Annotated in this window: 26 protein-coding genes and 3 pseudogenes; 19 read left to right on the top strand and 10 right to left on the bottom strand. The window is 59.6% G+C overall.

Annotation, left to right across the window (positions count from 1 at the left end; translation table 11 throughout):
* Nucleotides 1–168: 168 nt before the first annotated feature.
* The 7 genes from rutF to E8M77_RS13210 form a co-directional block, all read right to left on the bottom strand.
* Nucleotides 169–693, bottom strand: coding sequence for an NADH-dependent FMN reductase RutF (gene rutF, locus E8M77_RS13180; RefSeq protein WP_137131116.1), 525 nt, complete (start codon nt 691–693; stop codon nt 169–171).
* A 46-nt stretch (nt 694–739) separates the two neighbouring features.
* The gene (locus E8M77_RS13185; RefSeq protein WP_137131117.1) at nt 740–2,146 is read right to left on the bottom strand and encodes an amidase; all 1,407 of its coding nucleotides are present in this window, start codon (nt 2,144–2,146) and stop codon (nt 740–742) included.
* A complete protein-coding gene (locus E8M77_RS13190) occupies nt 2,143–2,346 on the bottom strand; it encodes a hypothetical protein (protein WP_137131118.1) in 204 nt (67 codons plus the stop codon). The genes E8M77_RS13185 and E8M77_RS13190 overlap by 4 nt, the downstream gene beginning before the upstream one ends.
* Complete coding sequence (locus tag E8M77_RS13195; RefSeq protein ID WP_137131119.1) at nt 2,346–3,356, bottom strand: ABC transporter permease; 1,011 nt, start codon at nt 3,354–3,356, stop codon at nt 2,346–2,348. The genes E8M77_RS13190 and E8M77_RS13195 overlap by 1 nt, the downstream gene beginning before the upstream one ends.
* Nucleotides 3,353–4,900: a sugar ABC transporter ATP-binding protein gene (locus E8M77_RS13200; protein ID WP_137131120.1), complete on the bottom strand. Its 1,548-nt coding sequence runs from the start codon at nt 4,898–4,900 to the stop codon at nt 3,353–3,355. The genes E8M77_RS13195 and E8M77_RS13200 overlap by 4 nt, the downstream gene beginning before the upstream one ends.
* Nucleotides 4,901–4,930: 30 nt before the next feature.
* Entirely contained in the window at nt 4,931–6,031 is a 1,101-nt protein-coding gene (locus E8M77_RS13205) for a sugar ABC transporter substrate-binding protein (RefSeq protein WP_170975862.1), read from the bottom strand.
* 284 nt (nt 6,032–6,315) lie between these two features.
* Nucleotides 6,316–7,536: an MFS transporter gene (locus tag E8M77_RS13210; RefSeq protein ID WP_137131122.1), complete on the bottom strand. Its 1,221-nt coding sequence runs from the start codon at nt 7,534–7,536 to the stop codon at nt 6,316–6,318.
* A 185-nt stretch (nt 7,537–7,721) separates the two neighbouring features.
* On the opposite strand from E8M77_RS13210, the gene E8M77_RS13215 reads away from it, so the two are divergent.
* From E8M77_RS13215 to E8M77_RS13240, 6 genes are all read left to right on the top strand, one after another.
* Nucleotides 7,722–8,480 carry a GntR family transcriptional regulator gene (locus E8M77_RS13215; protein WP_166600581.1) on the top strand — a complete coding sequence of 253 codons (759 nt, stop codon included), beginning with the start codon at nt 7,722–7,724 and terminating at the stop codon, nt 8,478–8,480.
* Between the two features lie 258 nt (nt 8,481–8,738).
* The gene (gene rutA / locus E8M77_RS13220) at nt 8,739–9,821 is read left to right on the top strand and encodes a pyrimidine utilization protein A (RefSeq protein WP_137131124.1); all 1,083 of its coding nucleotides are present in this window, start codon (nt 8,739–8,741) and stop codon (nt 9,819–9,821) included.
* A 1-nt stretch (nt 9,822) separates the two neighbouring features.
* Nucleotides 9,823–11,376, top strand: a complete 1,554-nt coding sequence (locus E8M77_RS13225) for an amidase (protein ID WP_137131125.1) — start codon at nt 9,823–9,825, stop codon at nt 11,374–11,376.
* Nucleotides 11,373–12,680 (top strand): amidase, encoded by a 1,308-nt coding sequence (locus E8M77_RS13230; protein ID WP_170975863.1) that lies wholly within the window; start codon nt 11,373–11,375, stop codon nt 12,678–12,680. The genes E8M77_RS13225 and E8M77_RS13230 overlap by 4 nt, the downstream gene beginning before the upstream one ends.
* A 15-nt stretch (nt 12,681–12,695) precedes the next feature.
* Nucleotides 12,696–13,562 (top strand): isocitrate lyase/PEP mutase family protein, encoded by an 867-nt coding sequence (locus tag E8M77_RS13235; RefSeq protein WP_137131127.1) that lies wholly within the window; start codon nt 12,696–12,698, stop codon nt 13,560–13,562.
* Nucleotides 13,563–13,565: 3 nt separating this feature from the next.
* Nucleotides 13,566–14,192 carry an isochorismatase family protein gene (locus E8M77_RS13240; protein WP_137131128.1) on the top strand — a complete coding sequence of 209 codons (627 nt, stop codon included), beginning with the start codon at nt 13,566–13,568 and terminating at the stop codon, nt 14,190–14,192.
* 132 nt (nt 14,193–14,324) lie between these two features.
* Here E8M77_RS13240 and E8M77_RS13245 read toward each other — a convergent pair.
* Nucleotides 14,325–14,537 (bottom strand): annotated as a pseudogene (locus tag E8M77_RS13245) (transposase); the annotation flags it as partial.
* 191 nt (nt 14,538–14,728) lie between these two features.
* Here E8M77_RS13245 and E8M77_RS13250 point away from each other — a divergent pair.
* Entirely contained in the window at nt 14,729–14,956 is a 228-nt protein-coding gene (locus E8M77_RS13250; protein ID WP_137131129.1) for a hypothetical protein, read from the top strand.
* Nucleotides 14,957–15,151: 195 nt separating this feature from the next.
* Nucleotides 15,152–15,748 carry an FAD-binding domain-containing protein gene (locus E8M77_RS13255; RefSeq protein ID WP_281408194.1) on the top strand — a complete coding sequence of 199 codons (597 nt, stop codon included), beginning with the start codon at nt 15,152–15,154 and terminating at the stop codon, nt 15,746–15,748.
* Here the strand turns inward: E8M77_RS13255 and E8M77_RS13260 are convergent.
* Nucleotides 15,702–16,226: a hypothetical protein gene (locus E8M77_RS13260; protein WP_137131131.1), complete on the bottom strand. Its 525-nt coding sequence runs from the start codon at nt 16,224–16,226 to the stop codon at nt 15,702–15,704. The two genes, E8M77_RS13255 and E8M77_RS13260, sit on opposite strands and share 47 nt — an antisense overlap.
* Here E8M77_RS13260 and E8M77_RS24060 point away from each other — a divergent pair.
* The 3 genes from E8M77_RS24060 (at nt 16,225) to E8M77_RS13275 (ending at nt 17,614) form a co-directional block, all read left to right on the top strand.
* Entirely contained in the window at nt 16,225–16,515 is a 291-nt protein-coding gene (locus tag E8M77_RS24060) for a hypothetical protein (RefSeq protein WP_137131132.1), read from the top strand. The genes E8M77_RS13260 and E8M77_RS24060 overlap by 2 nt on opposite strands.
* 425 nt (nt 16,516–16,940) lie before the next feature.
* The gene (locus E8M77_RS13270; protein WP_137131133.1) at nt 16,941–17,195 is read left to right on the top strand and encodes a type II toxin-antitoxin system Phd/YefM family antitoxin; all 255 of its coding nucleotides are present in this window, start codon (nt 16,941–16,943) and stop codon (nt 17,193–17,195) included.
* Complete coding sequence (locus tag E8M77_RS13275; protein ID WP_137131134.1) at nt 17,192–17,614, top strand: type II toxin-antitoxin system VapC family toxin; 423 nt, start codon at nt 17,192–17,194, stop codon at nt 17,612–17,614. The genes E8M77_RS13270 and E8M77_RS13275 overlap by 4 nt, the downstream gene beginning before the upstream one ends.
* A gap of 137 nt (nt 17,615–17,751) precedes the next feature.
* Here the strand turns inward: E8M77_RS13275 and E8M77_RS24200 are convergent.
* Nucleotides 17,752–17,934 (bottom strand): annotated as a pseudogene (locus E8M77_RS24200) (DnaJ domain-containing protein); the annotation flags it as partial.
* On the opposite strand from E8M77_RS24200, the pseudogene E8M77_RS24205 reads away from it, so the two are divergent.
* The 8 genes and pseudogenes from E8M77_RS24205 to E8M77_RS13320 all read left to right on the top strand — a co-directional run.
* Nucleotides 17,935–18,114 (top strand): annotated as a pseudogene (locus E8M77_RS24205) (transposase domain-containing protein); the annotation flags it as partial.
* A 61-nt stretch (nt 18,115–18,175) separates the two neighbouring features.
* Entirely contained in the window at nt 18,176–18,610 is a 435-nt protein-coding gene (locus tag E8M77_RS13290; RefSeq protein WP_137131135.1) for a hypothetical protein, read from the top strand.
* Nucleotides 18,611–18,682: 72 nt separating this feature from the next.
* Nucleotides 18,683–18,991 carry a hypothetical protein gene (locus tag E8M77_RS13295; RefSeq protein WP_137131136.1) on the top strand — a complete coding sequence of 103 codons (309 nt, stop codon included), beginning with the start codon at nt 18,683–18,685 and terminating at the stop codon, nt 18,989–18,991.
* Nucleotides 18,992–19,188: 197 nt separating this feature from the next.
* On the top strand, nt 19,189–20,160 hold the full coding sequence (locus tag E8M77_RS13300) for a LysR family transcriptional regulator (protein ID WP_137131137.1): 972 nt from the start codon (nt 19,189–19,191) through the stop codon (nt 20,158–20,160).
* The gene (locus E8M77_RS13305; protein ID WP_137131138.1) at nt 20,157–21,632 is read left to right on the top strand and encodes an NAD(P)/FAD-dependent oxidoreductase; all 1,476 of its coding nucleotides are present in this window, start codon (nt 20,157–20,159) and stop codon (nt 21,630–21,632) included. The genes E8M77_RS13300 and E8M77_RS13305 overlap by 4 nt, the downstream gene beginning before the upstream one ends.
* The gene (locus tag E8M77_RS13310; protein WP_137131139.1) at nt 21,629–22,111 is read left to right on the top strand and encodes a hypothetical protein; all 483 of its coding nucleotides are present in this window, start codon (nt 21,629–21,631) and stop codon (nt 22,109–22,111) included. Before E8M77_RS13305 ends, E8M77_RS13310 begins: the two co-directional genes overlap by 4 nt.
* On the top strand, nt 22,108–22,701 hold the full coding sequence (locus E8M77_RS13315; RefSeq protein ID WP_137131140.1) for a peroxidase-related enzyme: 594 nt from the start codon (nt 22,108–22,110) through the stop codon (nt 22,699–22,701). The genes E8M77_RS13310 and E8M77_RS13315 overlap by 4 nt, the downstream gene beginning before the upstream one ends.
* 60 nt (nt 22,702–22,761) lie before the next feature.
* Nucleotides 22,762–23,721, top strand: coding sequence for a tripartite tricarboxylate transporter substrate binding protein (locus E8M77_RS13320; protein ID WP_246659249.1), 960 nt, complete (start codon nt 22,762–22,764; stop codon nt 23,719–23,721).
* Nucleotides 23,722–23,856 lie beyond the last annotated feature (135 nt).

Raw genomic sequence — 23,856 nt, forward strand, 5'->3', positions numbered from 1 at the left:
ACTTCAGGGGAGAATTTGTTTGTCGTCTTGCTTGTCATAGACCCTACTTCTCACGAGTTGGGGTCTCCGGCAAACTCGGCGCGGTTCATCTACACCAATTTTGGCGAGGCCGCCGATCAAAAAGGTTCTCTGCCACTTTCATTATGCGTCAAATATCCAAGTGTCCGATCATGCGCCTAGGTAATGATAGGCGCGCTTATAATAGACCAGTGCCGCATCCGCCTCCTGCTCGCGGATCTGCTGGACGGCGCAAAACAGCACGCGATGGGTGCCGACATCGTGGCTTTCGATGATCCTGCAGTCGAAGGAGACCATGGCGTCTGCAAGCATTGGTGCGCCGGTCACGCCCTCCTGCCACTCGGCTGCGGCGAAGCGTTCGTCCACCGGCGTCTTTCCGCCGAAGAGCGAGGACAGGTTTTCATGCGCGGCAGTCAGGACATTGACGCAGACCACCCCGTTTTCCATCACGGCATTGAAGACCGAGGCGGTCCGGTTGAGGCAGATGAGAAGAGTTGCCGGACTGTCGGTGACGCTGCAGACAGCGGTTGCGGCAAAGCCTGCCCGACCCGCCGGCCCATCCGTGGTGATGATGTTGACGGCGGCGCCCATCTTCGCCATGGCGTCGCGAAAGCCTTGCTGGCTTACATCCAGGACCAGGTTCAATGGCTTTGAGAATGTCGGAACGCTGTTCATCGAGGCAATCCTTCTGGTTGGCCGTCCTGGCTGTTTGTTGATCGGGTCAGGCCGCTGACCTGTCCACGAATGCGGGAAGGGTGATGGCCCGTTCAAGGCTCTGCGCCACGCTTGCGGCAAGGTCTTCGCGCCAGGGCCTGGCGATGATCTGCAATGCGACCGGCAATCCGCCCTGAGACTGTGCGACCGGCAGGGTTACCACCGGTAGGCCGAGATAGCTGAAGGGTCTGGTAAACGAGGTCATGGCGCTGATCACGGCATTCATGCGCGGGCTGGTGCCGATATCGACATCCGCCGACAGAGGCGGCAGGAAGGGCATGGCCGGGGCGATCAGCACGTCTGCTTGCGCAAATGTGGTGTCGAGGCAGGCTTTCAGCATCACCGCACGGATCTGCAAGGCTCTGAGATAGATGGGGGCCGGCATGGCAAGCGACTGGGACAGGCGCATGCGGATCTGTGGCCCGTAATCCTCGGGGCGCTCGCGCAACCAGTCAAAATGTGCAGCGCCGGCTTCCGCCATCGCCACGACATTTGCAAGTTCGGCAATCGCGGTAAGATCCGGCAGTGTGGCTGAAGTGACTGTGCCGACCAGGGGAGAAAGCGTCTCAATCGCAAGCTCCATGCCCTTTGCAACGTCTCCGTCCAGCCCGTCAGCAAACACTCCGCCAGCGATGCCGACGCGGATTGCGGACAGATCCGATGTCAGACCCTGTGGCGGGATAACCGAAACGCAGGTTGGATCGAGCCCATCGGCTCCGGCAATCTGCTGCAGGAGGAGGTATGCATCTGCCACCCTGCGCGCCACCGGCCCGACGCAATCCTGCGAAAAGGACAGGGGCATCACACCATGGCGGCTGACGCGGCCCTGTGTCGGCTTGATGCCGACGACACCGCAACAGGCAGCCGGCAGGCGGATCGATCCGCCGGTATCTGACCCAAGGGCTGCCATGACCACGCCGCCGCCGACAGCAGCGCCCGATCCGGAGGACGAGCCCCCGGTAACAAGGGCCGGATCGATCGGATTGAGCGCGCGTCCGTGATGGAAGTTATGCCCGGTTGGGCCCATGGCAAATTCGCTCATGTTCAACCGGCCGATGGTGATGGCCCCTGCCGCCTGCAGACGCGCCATGACGGTTGAAGTGTCGGATGCGACGTAACCGGCGCGGATTTTCGAGCCGCATCCGGTGATAAAGCCTCTGCGGTCATACATGTCCTTGTGCGCCAGCGGCACGCCATGTAGTGACCCGGTTTCGCGACCATCGGCCAGTGCCTTGTCCGCTGCTTCGGCGGCCTCAAGGGCGGGCCGTTCCTCGATCTCGATAAAGGCGTTCAAACGTTCCTGGCTGGCTTTTGCCCGGGCGAGGGCAGCTTTTGTCATTTCGACAGAGGAGATGTCGCCGCGCCGAATGGCATTTGCCGCGTCGGAGAGGGAGGCTGGATTGTCGAGGCTCATCGCTTTGCCTCCGCCTGCATCAGGGCGTCGTAATGCGCCGGCTCGACGGTGAACAGCGCACCGCCCCTGCCAAGCGCGGAGGGCGCGATGCTTGCACTGTCGCGACGTAGCTCACCTGTCATGGCCAGCAGTTCCGGCTCCGAGGCATGGCGGCCCCAATAGCTTTCGGCCAGCGCCGCCATGACCTTTTCGATCTCCATCAGCTGAAATCCTGCGGCTGGCGGTTGCGCACGAGCTGGCTGAGCGACACCGCAATCACCAACGCGCCACCGTAAAACAGGTTCTGCACATAGGCGTCCGCCCCGAGCATGGTGAGCCCGGTGATTCCGGTGACCAGGAAGTAGACGCTGATGACCGCGCCAAAGGCATTGAACCGACCTGGCGAAATCGTCGTCGCACCGAGAAAGGCGGCAGCAAAGGCCGGTAGCAGCAGGCTAAGCCCGGACAGGGGATCGGCAGATCCGGTCATGCCGGCATAGAGCATGCCGGCGAAGGCAGAGATCAATCCAGAGAGCACGAAGGCGCTGGCCCTGACCCGGTCGACATTGATCCCGCTCAGCCGCGAGACCTCCCGCCCACGACCGACAAACAGCAGCTTGCGCCCGGCAATGGTGAATTCCAGCGCATACCAGATGATGGCGGCGAGGATCAGCGCATAGAAAAACGCGAGCGGAATGCCGAACAGCCTGTTGATGATCACCCATTCGACGAGCCCCATGGAGACGCCTGAGATCGTCTGGGAATTGCTGACCCAGAGGATCAGTCCGTTGACGAAGGTCCCGACGCCGAGCGTGACGATCAGCGAGTGGATGCGGAAATAGAGAACAAAGAAGGCGTTGACGGCCCCGATCACCACGCCGCTTGCAAGCGCAATCAACATGACGGGCACGACCGGCCAGCCGAGCTTGACGTTGAGGACGGCAATCAGCATGCAGCTCATCGTCAGGGTCGAGGCGCCGGAGAGATCGAAATCGCCAGACGTCAGCGGGATGATGATCGCAAGCGTCAGGACGACCAGCACGGCCTGCGAGCCGAACAGGGTCGAGAAGCTGCGCCAGCTGAGGAAGGAATCCGGCATCAGGGTGCCGAAGATCAGGATCAGCAACAGCCAAGCACCGACGAGCGCGAACCGTTCTCCCTCGGTCTTCAGGGTGAAACGGCTTTTCGCCTTTGGCACCGTCTTGGTGGTCGGCATATCCAGCGTCGTCATTCTGCGGCCTCCGCGTCATGGCTGTGGAAACAGGCTTCGGTAATGCTCTTGCGGCTGATCTCGGAGCCCTTGAGCTCAATGACCGGTCGCCCCTTGGAAAAGACAATGATGCGGTCGCAGATCTGCTCCAGCTGTTCATTGTCGGTCGAGGCGCAGAGGATCGCGGTCCCCTCGGCGCTCGCCTTGTCGAGTGCCTTGAAAATCTGCTGGCGCGCGCCGAAATCGACGCCTTGTGTCGGTTCGTCGAGCATCAGGAGCTTCGGCTTGATCTGCAGCCACTTCGCCAGCAGCACTTTCTGCTGATTGCCGCCGGACAGCGCTCCAAGGTTCAGATGCGGATCTTGCGGGCGCACGTCATAGATTTGCGCAAGTTTCGCCGCTTCGCGGGTCATGCCCGAGCGATCCAGTCCATAGGGCCTGGTCAATCCGTCGAGGATGGGCAGCGTGACATTGTCGGTGACCGGAAGGCTGCCGATGCCAGCGGCACCCAGTCGATCTCCGGGCAAGAAGGCAATGCCAAGCTTCTGTGCGGCGAGCGGTGTCATGGCCGAGACCGGCATGGTCTTGCCATCCACGGTGATCTCGCCCAGCCCTTTTCGGGCGCCAAAGAGAAGATAGGGCAGGGCGGCGAAGCCGGAACCGATCAGGCCTGTGACACCCAGCGTCTCGCCCTGCCGGATCTCGAAATCGAAGGGGGTATTCCGCCCATCGGTCAGGCCGCGAACCCTGACTAGGCTTGGGATCCCGGTGACTGCCATGCGCTTCTTTTCGAAGGCATCGATACGGCTGCCGACGATCGTATCCAGGATCGACTGGCGCCCGGTCTCCCGGGTCTCGAGAATATCCACCAGTTCGCCATCGCGCAGAATGGCGACCCGGTCGGTGATGTCGCGAACCTCGTCGATATCGTGAGTGACGATAACGACCGAAGCCCCGGTCCTGACGATGGAGCGGATCAGGGTGAACAGGCGCTGCACGTCTTCTGCCGGCAGGAAGGGCGTCGGCTCGTCGAGCACCAGGATGCCTTCGCCGCCATAGCCGGCATCCGAGGCGCGCAGATCCTCGAAAGCCCTGATAATGGCGACAAAGGCACGCTCGACCGGCGGCAGATTGCCGACGGTTTCGAAAGGGTTGATGTCCAGTCCGAACTCGGCAAACAGCGTCGAGATGGCCGCGGCCTCCTTGCGCCAGTTGACGAACCAGGGTGTCTTTTGCCCGAGGGCCGTCACCCGCATGTTCTCGACCACGGTGAGCGATGCCACGAGGCCGAGATGCTGGTGGACGAAGGCCACGCCGCGCTTCTTGATCAGCATCGGATCAAGCGGAAGCGGCAGGGCCTGGCCCCAGAGCTGGATACTGCTGCCTTCTTCCGGCTGGTGAAAGCCGGCCAGCACCTTGATCATGGTGGATTTGCCAGAGCCGTTCTGTCCGAGAAGCCCGAACACTTCCCCGCGCCGGATCGAAAGCGATACGCCCTTCAAGGCATAATAGCTGCCGAACCGCATGCGGATATTGTCCATCTTGAGCACGGCGTTCTCGGACATGGAAACGGCTCCCGCTTGGTCCTTCAAGGACTATTTCAGCATCCACAGCTTGCGGAAGCCATCGAGATGGGCATCGCCATAGCCGTCGTTGAAATTGGCCGGTACGCCTGCCGTTTCGACATTGCTCTTGTCGAAAACTAGAAGCGGCACGTTGAGCTTGGCCACTGCAGGCTTGCCGCATATCATGCGCATGATGTTGTCGATAGCAGCATAGCCGGCCCAGCCGAGGCTCTCGCCAATATCCATTTCGACCTGGCCTTCACGCACCATGTCGAGCACGAAGGGCGTGCCGTTGAAGCTGGCAATCTTGACCGCTCCTTCGGCGCCGGTGATGCGCAGCGCCGGAACGACGAATTGCGACATGCTGTCATAGATCGGCAGGATATAGTTGATCGACGGGTCGGCCAGCAGCGCCGACTGTGTACCGGACTGGATCTTCGTTGCCCATTCGGAGACGGGAACGTCGAGATGCTTCTGGACACAATCCGGGCAGAGCGCCGTCAACTGGTCCTGGATCGATTTGACGAAGGGGATCGAAGGCAGGACATCGGAAGAGCCGATGATCAGCACATTCGGCTTGCCTTCGGTCTGGACATAGGCCCAGGCGGCGAGAAGCTTGCCGGCGCCGGTGAAATCCACCTTGCCGGAATAGTCGACAGTGTCGATTGGCGGCTGCGTCACGTCATAGAAATGCGTGGTGCTGATCTTCAGGCCTGCCGCACGCGCTTCGCCAAGTTGAGGACCCAGCACTTCCGGGTTCAGGCCGCCTGCCAGATCGAGTACGTCATATTTCTGGCTGATCGCCTGCGAAATGCCCTGGACCCACTGGTCGACCTTCAGCTGATTGTCCCAGGTCGTATAAGTGAAGCCGACTTCTTCGGCTGCCGTCGCCATTGCCTTCTGCAGTTCGACATTGAACGGGATCGTCATCGAGATCGGGATCGACAGGACCTTCTTTCCGGCCATACAGGCCTTGGCGTCAAAGGCATCACCCGGCGCCTCAAACACCGGCATGGCCCGGTGCCGTTCGATGATGGCCTTTGCATCGGCCATCGGGTCTGCCGCAGCGGGTGTGGAAACGGCGGCAACGGTCGAAGCGGCCAGGAACGAACTGGCGATAAGCAGGCGCATGATCAACATTCCCCTCTGTGAAACCCGGTTTGTCCGGTGTCTTTTGCTGCGGCTTACGACCGCGTTCGAGGATAATGTACGTACATAATCAAGACGGCGTCAACTGACTTTTGTCTATTTTTTTGCGCTGCACAATTTAATGGCGATTGCCGAAAAGCCCACCACAGCAGCGCTTGTTTGTTGTTCAAGATGCGAAGAGTGTAAGCGCAGACCGCTGTGAATCCAGTGACCAATAGAGGGCCATGGCCTTCATTATGTCAGTACATGTGAGAGGTGTTTCCGGCTCAGCGTGCCGCGCAATGCGCGCGCCAGGCCAGGATCATGCCGCCAAGGCCAAACAGCGAGAAGATCAGAAAACTCGCGCCATAATGGCCGGTCAGGGCATAGAGGCTGCCGAAGGTGGAGGGGCCGACAATGACGCCGATAAAGGTATAGACCAGCACGCCGCCGGTAATCGCGCCGACCCGGCCCTCGGGGGCATTGTGCGCGACTTCCGCCAGAAGCACGCCATTCCAGCCGATCGTCACGCCACCAACGGCAACAAACAGTGCGACCTGCGCAAAGGTTGGCAGGTCGGTCAGCCAGAAGAGCAGGGCATAGCCCAGCCCACCCAGCAGTCCGAGCAGGGAAAGCGTGATGAAGCCGCCGCCGATGCGGTCGGCTACGACGCCCCAGAACACCCGTCCAAGTGCGCCCGCCAATTGCATGGCCGCCGCCACCGAGCCTGCCGACAACAGCGACCAGCCTGCGTCATGGACAAGGGTGACCACGGCAAAGGCTGACACGGACAATTGCATGGCCGAATAGGCAAAGCCGAGGCCGCATAGCGCCCGCAGCCGCGGATTGCGCCAGATCGTCGATTGTTCGTCGACCAGGCCACGGATCAGGGACCGAGAGGCTGACGGAGCGCTGGGTTCGGCGGCATGGGTCACGGCCAAAAAACCCATTGTCGCCAGCGGCGCTGCTGCCCCGATCAGCAGGGCCAGATGCCAGTCGACATAGCGCGACAGAAACGGGAAAGCGAAACTTGCCAGAATGCCGCCGAGGGGAACGCCAGATTGTTTGAGCGAAAACACCACATTGCGTTTGTTGTGTGGGGTGACGCGGCTCAACATTTCCGAAGACGCCGGATTGTTCAGTCCGTAACCAACGCCGATGAAAAGCGAGGCTATGATGATCAGCGGGATATTGGCGCTGGCAATGCCGGCAAAGCCCAGGACGAAACACACAAGCGCTATCTGTTCGATGCGGATCGGACCGAAGCGCTGGACGAGGGTTCCGGCAATTGCAGATGAGAACATGCCGGACGCGTAGATCAGGCTGATCTGATAACCGATCCAGTAGGCGCCGATATCAAGATCGCTCGCTACATCAGGGGCAATTGCCGTCAGCGCGAGGACGCTTGCGGTTGCGACAATCTGGATCAGTGTTGCAGCGGCGAGCGTCTGCATCAGCGAGGAGGCGCGGCGAGTGGGCGGAACCTCTCCGGCGATCAAGTCCGACATGCGTGGGATGTCCTGGGAAAATTGCTAGGATATGTACGTACTAATTGATTTGGTCGATATGCGCAAGCCGACGGACCGGGTTTCAGCGATCTGCCGGATTCCGGTTGCCTTTTGCCGGGAAAGAAGGTTGAAACTCAGGCAATGGCATCAAGGCGGCGATTGGGCCGGCAAGGACGGCGATGGACGTGGATCAGAAGCGCATGGACTGGAAGCCGGAGGTCGATACGGCACCGCTTTACCTGCAGGTCGCCCATCATCTCGAGAGCCGGATCAGCAATGGCGACTATCCTGTCGGCTCGCTCCTGCCGACGGAAAACGAGATTGCCACCGCGCTCAGCGTCAGTCGCCAGACGGTGCGCCAGGCGATCGGGACACTGCGCAACAAGGGGCGCCTCTCGGCGCGCAAGGGGGTCGGCACGCGGGTCGAGGCCGGGTTTGATCCGGAGCGCAAGCGCTTCATCGCCCATTCCCGCTCGGAACTGTTCGAGATAGCCGCCGAGACCGAATTCGTCATCGACACGAAGGAAGAGATTTCGGCGCAGGGCAAGCTGGCCGTCGAGCTCGGCTGCCGCCCAGGGCGCAAGTTCTTTCATATGGCGGGCATCCGCTATCCAGGCAATCGCAGCAGGCCCTTCTCCTGGAACGAGGTCTATGTGGATGCCAAGCTCGCCGCTGCGGTCAAGGACATCACCGTCGCCCGCAGTGCGATCTTTCACTACATCGAGCAGTTTACCGGCGAGAAGATCCAGGAAATCCAGCAGGACATCCGGCCCATGATCCTGGATGCCGAGATTGCGGCAAAGCTGGACGTCAAGCCGGGCGATCTCGCGCTAGTCGTCACCCGGCGCTACTACGGCTCTGGCCGTCGCCTGCTGGAATATGCATTCCAGGTTCTGCCTGCTGAGCGCTTCACCTTTACCACCACCCTGCGGGCCGAGTCCTGAAGCGCCTGAGCAGAAATCCGGCGTAGCGATCTGTGCCGGGCGCGTGATGAACGCGTCACGCGTCTTTCTCTCTGCTTTTGCCCAGTGGAGCGTCGTTTGATCCAAACGACGGCACTCGCTCCTGCGCGCCTTTTCACCGATTGCACAAACAATATGCACGCACAAACATGCGGCATTTTTGGCTGGACAGGCAAAATATTTTTTGCATTAGTTCGTACATACTGCAGGCGTTCAGGTGTCAAAAACAGGGGAACCCACATGGATATCGGTGTCTTCATTCCTATCGGAAACAACGGCTGGCTGATTTCGACCACATCGCCGCAATACATGCCGAGTTTCGAGCTCAACAAGCAGGTGGTGCAGAAGGCGGAAAAATACGGACTGGAATTTGCGCTTTCGATGATCAAGCTGCGCGGCTTTGGCGGCAAGGCCGAGTTCTGGGACTACAATCTTGAAAGCTTTACACTGATGGCAAGCCTTGCGGCGGTCACCGAGCGGATCAAGCTGTTTGCCTCGACGGCTGTCCTGACGCTCCCGCCGGCCATTGTCGCGCGCATGGCCTCGACGATCGACAGCGTTGCGCCGGGCCGTTTCGGCGTCAACATCGTCTCCGGTTGGCAGATGGCGGAATATGACCAGATGAGCATGTGGCCCGGCGACGACTATTTCGGCTATCGCTATGACTATTCGACCGAATATGTCCACATCATGAAGGAGCTCTGGGAGAAGGGGGCCTCAAGCTTCGAAGGCAAGCACTTCACCATGAAGGACTGCATGATGAAGCCGATGCCGGCCAACAAGATCGAGATCGTGGCTGCAGGCCAGAGCCCGCGCGGCATGGAATTTGCCGCCGAATATGCCGACTACAACTTCGTCATGGGTTCGGGCATCAATACGCCGACGGCTTATGCGCCCAATAACGCCAAGCTGATGGAAGCTGCTGCCAAAACCGGGCGTGACGTCGGGGCCTATGTTCTCTTCATGGTGATTGCCGACGAAACCGACGAGCTCGCTCGCGCCAAGTGGGAAAGCTACCGCGCCGGTGCCGATGTCGATGCGCTCGCCTGGATGGCCGATCAGGGCGGCAAGGACGCGACGGCGGACGCCAATTCGACCGCCAAGCACATCAACCTTCCCGAAGGTGCCGTCAATTTCAACATGGGCACGCTGGTCGGCTCCTACGCCAATGTAGCCCGCATGCTGGATGAGGCCGGAACCGTTCCCGGCACCAAGGGTATCATGCTGACCTTCGACGACTTCCTCGTCGGGCTCGACCAGTTCGGCGAGCGCATCCAGCCGCTGATGGCGTCGCGGTCTCTGAGCCAGATGGCGGCCGAGTGACGTGACCCCGGCACCACGCACCGCACATGTCCTCTCCCTGCCCGGTCGGGGAGAGGCGTTCGACCCTTTGCTGATGATTGATCCGACCCGTTTTGATCGGCATGGGGGCGCACCTGTGGACAAGCGGTCGGATGCGCATATGCCGGGGGCGGAAGCGCGGGCATTCTCAGGCCCCGTACGGAATGCTGGCGTAGAGGCGTTGCTCTCGGCATTCGCCAGCCGGAGCCTCAAGCCCTCGACGCTGCTCCAAACGCTGTGCGATGCAATCGGGACGACTCGCGATGGGCAGGAAGCGGTGCTGCGCCCTGTTGCCGGAGCCGAAGAGGCTGCCCGCGAGAGCGACCTGCGCTGGGCATCCGGTGCACCGCGCCCGCTTGAAGGCATACCCTTTGGCGTCAAGGATATCATTGATGTCGCCGGGACAATGGTGACCTCCGGTTCCCTGTTGACCGGCGATCGGATCGCGCCTGCCGATGCCCCGGTCGTGGCCGCACTGCGCGCCCAGGGTGCCATTCCCTTTGCCATGACGGCGACGACGGAATTTGCCTGTGGCTCGCCGCACAATCCGCGATTTGGCCCGGTGACAAATCCGTGGGACCGGACGCGCTGGACGGGTGGCTCCTCAACGGGTTCCGGCGCGGCACTGGCCGCAAGCCTGATGCCGCTTGCGCTTGGGACCGATACCGGTGGCTCGATCCGCGTGCCGTCCTGCTGGTGTGGCACAACGGGGCTCAAGCCCAGCCGCGAACTGGTCTCGCGCAACGGTGTGGCTCCCTTGTCCTGGACGCTTGACCATGTCGGGCCGATGGCCCGGTCTGCCCGCGATATCGCCCGTGTGCTGCCCTTCATGGCGCCGTCTACCGATCCGCAACTGGTCGAGGCATGCGCCGACGTGCTGGTCGAAGCCTCCGTCGCGGGCATGCGGATCGGCGTTCCAACGACCTGGTTTACCGAGCGGGTCGATGCCGCCGTGCTTGCCAATTGGCAGGGAGCTCTTGCGACCCTGGAAAACCTTGGTTGCGAGCTGGTCACCTTGCCGCCGCTTGACATCGAGCCCTGGCATAACGCCGGCTGGGTGATCCTGCAAAGTGAACTGGCAACGCTCCATTCTCCGCAACTCGACCGAGAAACCCACTTCGATCAGGGCCTGCTGCACCGCCTGCGCAACGGCCTTGCTTATAGTGCGGTGGATTATGGTCAGGCCTTGCAGGCCCGGATTGCCGCCCTTGATGCCTTCCTTGATGTCATGGCCGATCTCGATGCGATCGTGACCCCGGGGCTTGGAGGCGAGGCGGGACGGCTTGATGATCTGACTGTGGAGGTTGACGGCGTGCCGCACGCCTTCCAGACGGTCATTTCCCGCAACACGATGATTTTCGATGTGACCGGACTGCCGGCTCTGATGCTACCGTCGGGCCTGGGGCGACAAGGCCTGCCGACTGGTCTGCAGATCGTCGGCAAGCCGGGTGCCGATGCAACATGCCTGCGCCTTGGCGCCGCCTTTCAGGCGGTCACGCAATTCCATCTCGCAGCACCTGCGGAGGTGCCGGCATGAGCGCGGCATCAGGCGCCTATTTCGGGCTCAACCGGTGGACAGCGACCGAGGCTCTTGCCCGGATGGCGACGGGTGAGGTCCGAGCACGCGATCTCGTCTCCGCCTGTCTCTCCCGCATCGCCGAACGCGACATGGACGTGCAGGCTTGGCTTGCGCTCAATCCGCAGGCGATAGCCGAAGCCGAGCGGCTGGATGCCTTGCCGGTCGAGCAAAGGGGACGGCTTCACGGCCTGCCGATTGCGGTCAAGGACGTCTTTGACACAGTTCAATTGCCAACCACGCACAATTCCCCGCTTTTTGAAAACTTCCGCCCGGCAGGCGATGCCGCCGTGGTCGACCTCCTGCGTGCAGAAGGGGCGATCGTGCTTGGCAAGACCGATACGACGGAGTTTGCCGCCGCCGGTCGTGACGCGCGCACCGGCAATCCGCACGACCTGTCGCGCACATCCGGCGGTTCATCGGCGGGATCGGCTGCCGCCGTTGCCGATTGTCATGTGCCACTCGCGCTGGCGACCCAGACCGGCGGCTCGACCATCCGTCCAGGCTCGTTCTGCGGCGTCTATGCCTTCAAGCCGAGTTTCGGTCGGGTGAGCCGGGAGGGTGTGAAGATCTATGCCCAAAGCTTTGATACAGTCGGCTGGTATGGTCGAAGTGTTGCAGATATCGCACTTCTTGCCGATGTTCTGGGCCTTGGCGAAACGCTGGAAGAAAAAGACCTGTCCGGTCGTCTGCGTTTCGTCATCACCCGCGGACCCTACCATGACCGCCTGGCGCCGGAGAGTGTCGAGGCCTTGGATAAGAGCGAGGCTCGACTTGCCCTTGCCGGTCACGCCGTCTCCAGGCTGGAACTCCCGGCGGAATTTGTCGCTCTCGATGCCCATCACCGGGTGATCCTGCACCGCGAAGGGCAGGCGGCCTTTCGCAATCTTGCCCGCCGACATGGAACGGCCCTGCATGATGACTTCCATCATCGTGTTGAAAACCGGGATGGCTCGACGCTTGCCGAACTTGCCCGCGCCTATGACGCCATGGCTTTGGCCCGGATCGCGTTTGATGCGATGGCCGGGCAGTTCGATCTGGTGATTGCGCCCAGTGCACCGGGTTTTGCCCCGGCGGGGCGCAGGCCGGGTGATCCCGTGTTCAATGCCTCCTGGACGCTTCTTGGTGTTCCCTGTCTCAATGTGCCGGTGCCGCTCGCCATGCCGACGCTTCCGATCGGCGTGACACTGATCGGCAGACGCTTTGCAGACCAGCATCTGCTGGACGCGGCAGCCCTTGTTGATCCTGTCCTCAACCCGAAATGAAAGACCGATACCGGCATGCCTGATCCCGCATTGAAGACCTCTCTTGCTGCTGGCGATTTCATCCTTGCCCCCGGCGTCTACGACATGATCTCCGCCCTGATTGCCGACCAGATGGGCTTCAAGGCACTCTATGTTACCGGTTATGGCACGGTCGCCTCGACGCTCGGTATTCCGGATGCAGGCATTGCCACCTATCGCGACATGGTCGAGCGCATTGCCCAGATCGTCAAGCTGACGAAGACACCTGTCATCGCCGATGCCGATGCCGGCTATGGCGGTCTTCTCAATGTCCGACACACCGTGCGTGGCTATGAAGATGCAGGCGTCAGTGCCATCCAGCTCGAGGATCAGGAATTCCCGAAAAAATGCGGACATACGCCGAACCGGCGTGTCGTCCCGATCAAGGACATGGTCCGCAAAATCGAGGTGGCCGTCGACAGTCGGCACAGCGATGACCTGCTGGTGATTGCCCGCACCGATGCCCGGACTGGTCTGGGACTGGAGGAGGCGATCCGCCGGGGCCAGGCCTATGCGGCAGCAGGCGCCGACATCATTTTCATCGAGTCGCCCGAATGTGCGCAAGAGGTTCGCCAGATCGCCGCTGCGATCGACCGGCCCCTGCTTGCCAATATGGTCAATGGCGGTCGCACGCCGCTGATCAAGGCCGCTGATCTGAAGGGGCTTGGCTACGGCATTGCGATCTATCCGGCGCTCGGTTTCCTCGCTCACGGCCATGCTGTGCGCCATGCCTATCGCGACCTGCTTGACCACGGCATCACCACGGATGCGGTCGAGCTCTATCCTTTCAAGGATTTCAATTCGCTGTTGGGTTTCGAGGACATCTGGGCCTTCGAGCAGAAATTTCCGGAAATTGGGGAGTAAGCCATGGCCGAACAGGATCTCGCCGCAAACTATGCCAAGGTCTATGACAACCGGATCGGCTTTGGCAAAAAGCCGGCGCTTGTGCTGGTGGATTTCGTGCAGGCCTATTTCGAGCCGGACAGCCCGCTCTTTGCGGGTGTCGATGCGGCCCTGGCCAGTGCGCTGCGCGTTCGCGAAGCCGCGCGTGCCAAATCCCTTCCCGTCATCCTGACCGGCGTCGTGCTCCATCCGTCCGGGCTCGACGGCGGTCGTTTTTTCCAGAAGGCGAAACCGCTGGCCTGTTTTACCGCCGGCAATCCGCTGGGCGCTTGGCCGGCAGGGCTCGAACCATTTGCCGATGAGTTCGTCATATCAAAGCAGTATCCGAGTGCCTTTTTCGGCACCTCGCTTGCCTCGCTGCTGACATCAATGGGCGTCGATAACGTCATCTTGACCGGGCTGACCACGAGTGGCTGCGTGCGTGCGAGCTGTGTCGACGCCATGTCGCATGGCTTCATCACCACCGTCGTCCGCGAGGCCTGCGGCGATCGCCATCCCGGTCCGCATGAGGCCAATCTTTTCGACATGAATGCCAAATATGCCGATGTCGTCGGCGAGGCGGAGATCCTGGCCTATATTGACCGCCTCTGAACGGGGCTTGGTACTCTGCCATCGGCGCCCCGATTTGCGGTTTTGCCACCTGTGGTCCGACTACTACAAAAGTTGGCGATTGCTCTGAGACCGAACTTTGGACCGCCGGAAGCTGGAGTTTTCCGGCTCTGATCACGATGGTTGGCTGGTTGTGCCACCGGGATTATGCAGGGCGATCGGGACGTTATAACCGATCGCCGAGTGAGGACGTTCCTCGTAGTAGTACCTGCGCCAAGTCTCCAACTTTTCGCGGGAATCCGCAAGGGTCAGGAACCAATGAGCGTTCAGGCACTCCGATCGCAGCTTGCCGTTGAACGCCTCGATGAAGCCGTTGTCAGTCGTCCTGCTTGAGCTCACCAGCCTTTTGGTCCTTGAGATAGGCGTCGAGAAGCATCGCTGTTCTCGGCGCGACTATCGGAATGGATGGTGCAGGTCCGCTGTCCCTCTTCATACGTAGAACAGCAAACAGCCGGCTTGCTGACCTTCAAGGACGACAAGCTTGGCTGCACCGACGACTGCATGCGCTTGGAGCCCCCATGGCCAATCCCGGAATCCCCTTGACCCGCGACGAGGCGCTCCGGCGCGTTGATGCATTTCTGCCGTCTGCTGCGGGCGCCTATGCGCGGCTGCGCAACAAGGACAAGGGGCGAGGCGGGCATGTCCATGTCTCCCAGCTTTCCGCTGCTCTGCGCAGGCGGCTGGTCAGCGAGGAGGAGGTGGTCAACGCGTTGCTGGCACGATATGGCCTTGTGCCGGCGGAATAATTCGTCAGCGAAATGTTCTGGCGCACCTATTGGAAGGGATGGCTCGAGCAGCGCCCTTCCGTGTGGGAGGATTTCTGTCAGGTTGTGGTCCAGGCACGAGACCGTCTGGAGGCCTCATCAATTCTCAGGCAGCGTCAGGCCGCTGCGGTCGAGGCACGGACCGGCATCGATTGTTTCGATGCCTGAGGAGACGAGCTGGATCAGACCGGCTACCTGCACAACTGGGCGCGGATGCAGTTTGCATCCATCTGGATCTTCACCTTCGGCCTGCCCTGGGAACTGGGCGCTGCCTTCACGTTCGATCGTCTGATCGACGCCGATCCGGCATCCAACACGCTGTCCTGGCGCTGGGTCGCAGGTCTGCATACCGCCGGCAAGGCTTATCTCGCTGATCCAGAGCGGATCAAGGCCATGACGGATGGTCGCTATGCACCTGTCGGACTGGCGCAGACGGCACGGATCCCGGCGGATTCGATCCGGACGTCGCAGCGCACACCCGTTCGAGAGGTGCGTGGCCCCGACGCGTCTGCCGCGACCCTTCTGTTGATCACCATGGAGGACCTGTCTGTCGAGCTGATCGATGAGATGCGCTCCCTCCCGGTCAGGGCGATTGCCATGCTTCAAGGCGGAAATGCGTGGGACGAGGCGGCACTTGCAGACGCTCTGGCGCGCTTTGGCCGCAGCTGCCAGCAGCTTCGGCTCTTTTTCGTTTGTCCGCGCCGTGAACACGCACCGATTTACTCTTCTACAGGCTCACCTCCTGCGCTCCCAAGCGACGGTACGAGGCTCTGATCGAATAGGTCAGAATAGCGACAACGACCCATATCCGCAGATAGGAGAACAGGACGATAAAGCCGACTAGCAGATATGTTCCGACCTTTCCAAGCCTCCCATCATCCAGAAAGGCACCCAGCATCAATGCAAGTTTGGATTGGACAAACGTGATGCTGATCAGGAACAGCCCCAGATATACCCAGGAGAACAACAGGGTACGCTTGTGGGTACTTAGCTGTCTGACGACGCCTATAAACCTCGCCTCATTTCCAGTCCCTTTCTGAAGGACAAAGATGAAGGTGACTGTCGCAATGAATGCGATCCATATCTGCAGCGCTCCCTGACGCCAGGGAAACGCCAGCCCATCGAAGCCAACCCACAAGGTTGCAGCTGCATGTTTGTCTACCCCTGTCGTGACGGCCAACACAACCGCACCTAGGAAGACAGTGAGCAACCTCCAGATCACCTGCCAGGCAAAGCGAGCACGTTGCCCCATGTTAAGCCTATCCAACGACGTCCAGCCGCCTGACAGCTTGATCATTTTCTCGCAGGTGTTTTGGGACTTCATTGAGGACGAGCGCAACAATCTCTTGAAGGCTTACCAATTTGGCGTCGAAGTTGATGGTTATGGCCTTTATCACGGCACTCTGGACATGGACGGTCATGAGCTTTTACGAGAGGCTATATATTGGTGGCGCGACCAACTCGAAGAGATTGAGAAGGATTTGAGTGTCCAAGTCTGTTCGTCTCACAGAATTTTACCGAAATCGCAGGGATCTCAATGAGATAATTTTGAATTTCTCCCTCAATTTGAGGTGGCTCAGATTCGATTCCTTTCAAGGCGAAGGCGACTTAAGCTATTTACGATCGATAGTCTGTACCTGAAATGCTTGACATATGTTAAAATTGGTTAAAGTCGAAGACGACAGGGATTGACCTGATAGGTGCGGACATCTTCCGTAACTGTCTGTATTCGGTTGAACGATGCGGTTTCAATCAGTTGAGATCGTAGTTTCAATCAGTCACGCTTTGACTTTCAGTTCGTTAGTACCGTAATCGCAGAGGGGTATCGAGAGGCGTGGATGCTGTGGCGCTTGATCCGAGGCTGCTCGGCAATGCGTTCCCGAGGCTATGCCAGACACGCACGCGGACATTGCGCAGGGCAGTTAAAGGCGCTATATGTAGGAACGTTCCTACATGGGAGGCGCATATGGCCACTATCAGCTTGACTAGCCGCGAATTGAATCATGATGTTGGCAGAGCGAAAAAAGCTGCTGAAGCGGGACCTGTAGTTATCACTGATCGAGGTAGACCTTCGCACGTGTTGATGACGTATGGCGAGTTTGAGCGTCTCACAGGCAAGCGCCACAATCTTGTGGATGCGCTTTCAATGCCTGGATTGTCGGATATCGATTTTGATCCGTCTCGATCGGTCATTGCAACTCGAGAAGTTGATCTGTCTTGAAATATCTGCTCGATACGAACGTTGTCTCTGAACTTCGCAAGGTTGGTGACGGTAAAGCTGATTTGAACGTGACGGCTTGGCTAAGCGGGCAGGACTCCCGTGAATTGTACATTTCTGCTATAACGATTCTGGAGCTTGAGCGAGGGATACTCAGCATCCACCGGCGTGACGTTGAGCAGGGCGCTCGCTTACGAACCTGGATGGATAGCCGAGTTCGCCCGGAGTTTGCTCAGCGCATCATTGCTATCGATGACGCAATCGCAACGCGGTGTGCCCACTTGCACATTCCCGATCGCCGAAATGAAGCTGATGCACTCATTGCGGCCACGGCAATCGTGCACGGGCTAGTGGTCGTTACACGCAACATTAGGGACTTTGAGGGAACCGGCGCTATCCTCGTGGACCCGTGGCGCGCCTGAGGAAATGGACGCAGGACAACGTAGTCGAGTTCGTTGCAATATAGAGGTCGGCGGTTCAGCTCCTATCAAGGCGTAGTCACGTCAATGGGGAATGCGTAGTCGATCCAGATTAAGCTCATTTAGAATTGCAAATACGATCAGCAGAAACCGTTGAGCTTCAGGATCCTATGCGCCTCTATGGAAGCTTTTAGCTCAGCTTCGGCGTTGCGGTCTCCTTGATTGACGTCAGGATGGTACATCTTGAGCCTTTGCTTGTAGCGCTGCTTGATTTCATCGGCAGCCGCATCCCATGGGAGACCAAGTGTCTCAAACGCCTTTGCTGGGCGACTATCGCCTCGCTGATCGAGACGTGTAAGCTCAACGCAGTCGATCCGCAGGCCTACCTGAGCGCCACGCTTTCCGCCATCGTCAACGGACACAAGCAGAGCCGTATTGATGAGTTGCTGCCATGGGGCTACAGGGGTCAGTCATGCGCTCCGAAGACTTCAGTCGGCACTTAGCCGTCATTGGGTCATAATGTGCGGCTCCTATGGTGCGATGATAGCGGGCGGAGCCTGAGCGATGGCCGCATACTTAAAGGCGTATATTTTCGTTTTTTCGGCAATGGCGTGCGTTGCCCAGTCAACGATTACAGCTTCCGCTCAAATCGCTGCATCCGATGAGCGGCGTATCCGAGCCGCTGTCATGCTGGATGGGCTGGCAGAGCCCATCGTCGGTGAAGCCCATTGCCGGGTCGATAAAAGGTGCGAGATCATTTCTGGTTTAGGATCAGGCGTCAAAGTGGATGTTAACTGGCGTCGCCGGGGGACAGTCGAGTCTGCAGATTTGACTATTCAGTGCCCAAAGGACTGCTCGTTCACATCAGGTCGGTCGAAGGTCACTTTCCAGAGCGAACGAAAATTCAATCTTTTTCGCGGCGCAGAGAACCACGTTGAGATAAAGCCGGTGTTAAGGCCCAGGATCAAAATTGGGCAAATTTTTCTGATCGTCGAATAAGCTTACTGATCGCTGCAATTGACGCATTGTTCCCATATGCCTGGCAGCGGAAGTCGTTCGAAACGGCAAAACGTGCGTGGTCAAGGTGCCCGGCAAACAGCGCTTACCGCCAGAACCCATACTCGCCATCAGATCGTTGCCCGCAGTGATGAACTGGTGCTCCATCAGATCCACGACCTCCATGGAGGCCATAATGCTAAAGATGGCGTGATGGACCTGCAAGCTCGCCGGCTGGTGGCCGGGTGTCTTGCCGATCCATACGGTCTGTATCAGATCGCGGCATCAGCCGCTGCTTGGCGTTTCGTCGCCATTGTTGCGGGCGAGGAAGATAAGCTTGCGTGTCGCAATCTGCATGTTCGCCGCACTGAACTGCGCCTTTAGCTTCTCGATCTTCCTTAGAAATCTTTCGCTGGCCACTCAACGGTCGCAAACTCTCGCGTGAATTTTTTACGTTCCGCTTGACCTTGCCCAAAAATTAGTCCGCCGAATAAATCGCCCGGAGATTAACCGTTCATGTTGACATATATCAAGGTTGGATTGATGATCGGCAATCATGCAAAATATGCATTAAGGAAAAAATGGAAACCCGCGATCTTCAGACATTCCTTGCCGTTGCGGCAAGCGGCAGCATAACCAAGGCGGCCGATCTGCTTGGGCGATCGCAGCCTTCCGTGACGCGCACGATGCAGGATCTCGAAACGGAGCTTGGTTTTCAGCTGCTACATCGGGTTGGTCGTAGAGTTCAGCTCTCTGAAGAGGGTGTTGCGTTCGAGGAGGAAGCCCGGCGTCTGCTGATGTCATTCACGGAACTGGCCGCGCGCGCGAAGGCGATCGCTGCCGGCAAGGGGAGAATTCTCCAGATCGTTACAACATCCGCTATCGGAACGGGTTTGATCCCGACTGCAATGGCGGAACTTGTCGGCGTGGAGTTGCCGCATGAAACCCATCTGGGGCAGTTTCTTCCCTCGATCGTGGCCCAGGAAGTTCGCTCGGGGCGCGCCGAGATCGGCTTTTCCAGCCTTCCGCTTGACACGCCGGGCCTGGATGTTCTGCGGCTCTATTCGGCGCCCGACGTTGTAGCCTTGCGTGAAGACGATCCGCTCGCGGAACTGGATATTGTGCCGCTGTCGGCATTTGCTGGGCGCCGCCTTGCAACGATGCTCAATCCGTTACGCTTCCAGTTGCACATCGCGAAGGCTTTGGCCGCCCGCGGTATCGAGACCGGTCCTGTCATCCGGACGAATATCTCTTACGGCGCTCTGCAGATCGTGCGCCAGACAGGTGTCGTTGCCATTATCGATCCGGTCACCGCTTACGGATTGAGCCTGCCAGGCGTTGTCGTTCGACCGATTGACGTCACCGTCCCGTTTTACTGGGGCGTTCTCGTTGCCGAGAAGCGTGTTCTTCGTCCGGTGGCGCAGGCCTTGATGGATGCTGTCGAGGTGGTGGCGCAGAGGTCGATTGCAGGGTTCAGGAAGCTCGATCCTGCATTGGCGGGACAGTTGGTGACGGGTCCTGTCTCGGAGACAAACCATGGAAATGTATCATGAGCAAAATTTCCACCGCCGCGCTGCAATTGCCGGCAGGTCTCGCCGCACTTGAGGCTCAGCTCGCACAAGACCTGGAATTCCTTGAATTGCCAGCGAAGCCGTGGGTTCCAACTCGCACGCATGGCGGCGTGGAGGTTCGTGACGTTGTGGTTATCGGCGCGGGCATGTGTGGATTGGCGGCCACTGCAAAGCTGGTTCTAACCGGTATATCGAATGTCGTCGCCTATGACGCGGCTCCGGCGGGGCTTGAGGGCCCCTGGGTCACATTTGCAAGGATGCAGACACTCCGGTCGCCGAAAAATCTGCACGGTCCGGCGCTGGGCCTGCCCCAGTTGACCTTTCGTGCCTGGTTCACGTCGCAGTGGGGCGGGGAAGCCTGGCAGGCGCTCGACAAGATCCCCAAGCGACAGTGGATGGATTATCTGGTCTGGTACCGCAAGGTGCTCAATCTGCCGGTGCGCAACGGCGTGCGGATGACCGGTTTATCGACCAATAACGGTCTGATTGCGGTCGATATTGACGGAGCTGAAAAGGGCCGCGTTCTCACGCGCCATCTCGTGCTCGCAACGGGTCGGTCGGGACTCGGTGGGTTTGCCGTCCCGGATTTTCTGACCGGTATCGACCGAAAATACTGGGCACATTCCGCGGACGACATCGACTTTGAGGCTCTCAAGGGAAAGCAAGTCGCCGTCATCGGTGCAGGGGCCTCCTCCATGGACAATGCCGCAACGGCTTTGGAAGCAGGCGCCGGCGCTGTCGATATGCTGATCCGGCGCAAGGAAATGCCGCGCATCAACAAGATGACAGGCATCGGCAGTCAGGGGGTCGTGCATGGCATGCACCTGTTGCCCGATGCCTGGAAATGGAAATTCGTCGAGTATACGGCGTCCACCCAGACGCCCCCGCCCCGCTCATCGACGCTGCGCGTATCCTGCCACAGAAATGCACGCTTCTTCCTCGACTGCGGCATTATCGCCGTCCGGGAGGACGATGGTGCCCTGGTGATCGAAACCACGCAAGGGCCGATGCGCTACGATTTTCTGATTGCGGCCACTGGCTTTTCGAACGACTTCACCGGGCGGCCGGAATTCGCATCCATAGCGCCCCATATCCGTAGTTGGGCGGATGGCCGCTATACGCCGAACATGGGGCCACCCCGCAGTGGTATGTCGGAAGCGCCGGATCTTGGTCCTGCCTTCGAGTTTCGGGAACGGGTGACGGGGTCCTGCCCAGTTCTCGCGCATATTCATTGCTTCAACGATGCTGCAATGCTGACGCATGGAAAGGTGTCTGGTGACATCCCAGCCGTCAGCGCCGGTGCCGATCGGCTGGTCCGTGGGATTGCGGCATCGCTTTTCGCCGAGGATGTCGAGGAGCACTTTGCCAACCTCACAGCCTATGACACCCCCGAACTCCAGGGCGACGAATGGGTCGATTCAACACCCTTGCTGCAGAAGGAGACTGCGTTGTGATTGACGCCATGGACAAGGCTGCCGGTCTCACTCCGGGAAATCCAGTTTTCGAGGCACGGCGGTTGCGGCCGGAGTTCGTGCAGGGTACCGAACTCTGCCGTTTGTCGGTTTTGACACCGCAACACGGTCTTGGGCTTGAAACTGGCCTGCGTATTGCGCTTGCCCGCCGAATCGCCGCGTTGAACGCCGATGAGATCCTGATTGCTGACTATGATGCCCAACTGGCCGAGCACGATCAGTCCGGGCACCTTCTGGCGCTTTCGCAAGGGGCAGGAGATCTGGACGAGCCGCTGGCGACGATCGCCCGCCATGTTGATCTTGTCACATCGACACCGAGCAAAGCGGCGGCGAGTGATATTGCCAGATTGACGGAGGCGGGTCTGGATATTCCGCAGATTGTCGCGCTTTCCGAGCTTATTGCGTTCGTCAACTTTCAAACGCGTGTTGCGACCGGCCTGCGCTTGATGAGGGCGTCATGATTTCCTCGGTCCGCCTGAAGCCGCTGACGTGGCATCCCCACATAGCGCCGGTCGAGCTTTCCGCGGCCACACCGGAGCAACTCGATGCGATGAAGGTTACGCCCTCCGCAAAGAAGGTTTCGGAATATGTCCGGACATTGGCACATGACCCAGAAAGCTGCCTGGCCCGAACTGTGTTGTTCAATGCGATCATGTATGTCGAGGGTGGACTACCACGCCCGGACAGGGAGCTTGGCGCACTTGGCGCATCAATGGTCAACGGTTGCCGTTACTGCGCTGTGGTTCATGCGCGCCAGCACGCGCATTTGACGAAAAGTGATGCGCTCGTCACGGCCCTTTATCTCGGAAAGCCGGAGATGCTCGGTGAGAGGGATGCTGCAATCTATCATTTCGCAAGCCGGCTTTCGGCCACGCCGTCGCAAGCGACGCAAGACGATATCGCCACGCTGCGTGCGGTCGGAATGGACGATATCGAAATCATCGATCTGATCCACGCCATCGCGATCTTTGGTTGGGCCAACCGGCTGATGCACGTGCTGGGACACGCGCAGTCTGCAACATCTCTTCCCAATCACCAACCGGGCACCTGACAACCGGTGCGTCGACAATGGCCGCACCAATGCGGCTAAACAACAAAAAGGGGTTCTGAAATGCGCATGAAAACCTGGCTGCTTGGCAGTCTCATTGCCAGTATTGCCGTATTTCCGGCAGCCGCTGAATATCCGGAAAAGCCGATCGAAATGATCGTCGCTTTCGCGCCGGGCGGCGGTACAGACGTCGCCGCACGCTCGATCGCCCTGTTCATGGAAAAACATCTGGGCAACGGCGCCAGAATAGCTGTCATCAACAAGCCGGGCGCTGGTGGTGAAATCGGTTGGACGACGCTCGCCCGCGCCAATCCGGACGGTTACACGATCGGTATGATCAATCCGCCGGCCTTCAACGCGCTGGTCGTGGAAGGCAAAGCGAAGTATACCATGGACAATTTCCAGCCGATTGGAAATCTGGTCTACGATCCGGGCATTCTCGTGGTCGGCAAGAACAGCCCCTACAAGACGCTGGCAGACATTATGGAGGCCTCCAAGGCAGCGCCGGGCGCCATCGTCGTCGGCACCTCGGGTGCGGCGGGCTCCTCGGAGCATATCGGCATTCTCAATCTCAACAGACTTGCCGGCACCACCTTCACGCCTGCATTCTTCGGTTCAACGGCCCCGGTTCGCCAGGCCATTCTCGGTGGCCATGTACCCGCCGCGACGATGAACCTGTCGGAGGCGCTGCAACTCGTCCGCTCCGGCGACATCCGTATCCTCGGCATCATGGCCGATCAGCGGCAGGCCTCCATGCCGGATGCTCCGACCTTCAAGGAGCAAGGTGTCGATCTGATCGTAACCACCTCCCGCGGGATCGCAGCGCCCGCTGGCGTCCCGCCTGAAATGGTCGCAAAGCTTGAGGCCGCTCTAGAGGCGGCAATGAAAGATTCAGACTACCTGGCATCGGCCCAAAAGGCGGAAATCCCACTGCACTACCTGAATGCCACGGACTACAAAGCACTGATCGCCAAGATCACTGCCGATCTCACCGAAACGTGGAAGGTGACCCCGTGGCGCTAAGCTTCAATCCGACGCGCAAGCAGGCGGAGATAGGGTTTGCGGCGGCGCTAATGGCCGTCGCGACCTGGGGCTTTGTCGAAGCGGGCGCCTACCCGACGCAGAGTGCCGGATATCCCCGCGTGCTGTGCATCATGC

Origin of the sequence: Rhizobium sp. FY34 (genome assembly GCF_005222845.1) — a bacterium.
In the GTDB taxonomy this organism is placed as follows: Bacteria; Pseudomonadota; Alphaproteobacteria; order Rhizobiales; family Rhizobiaceae; genus Neorhizobium.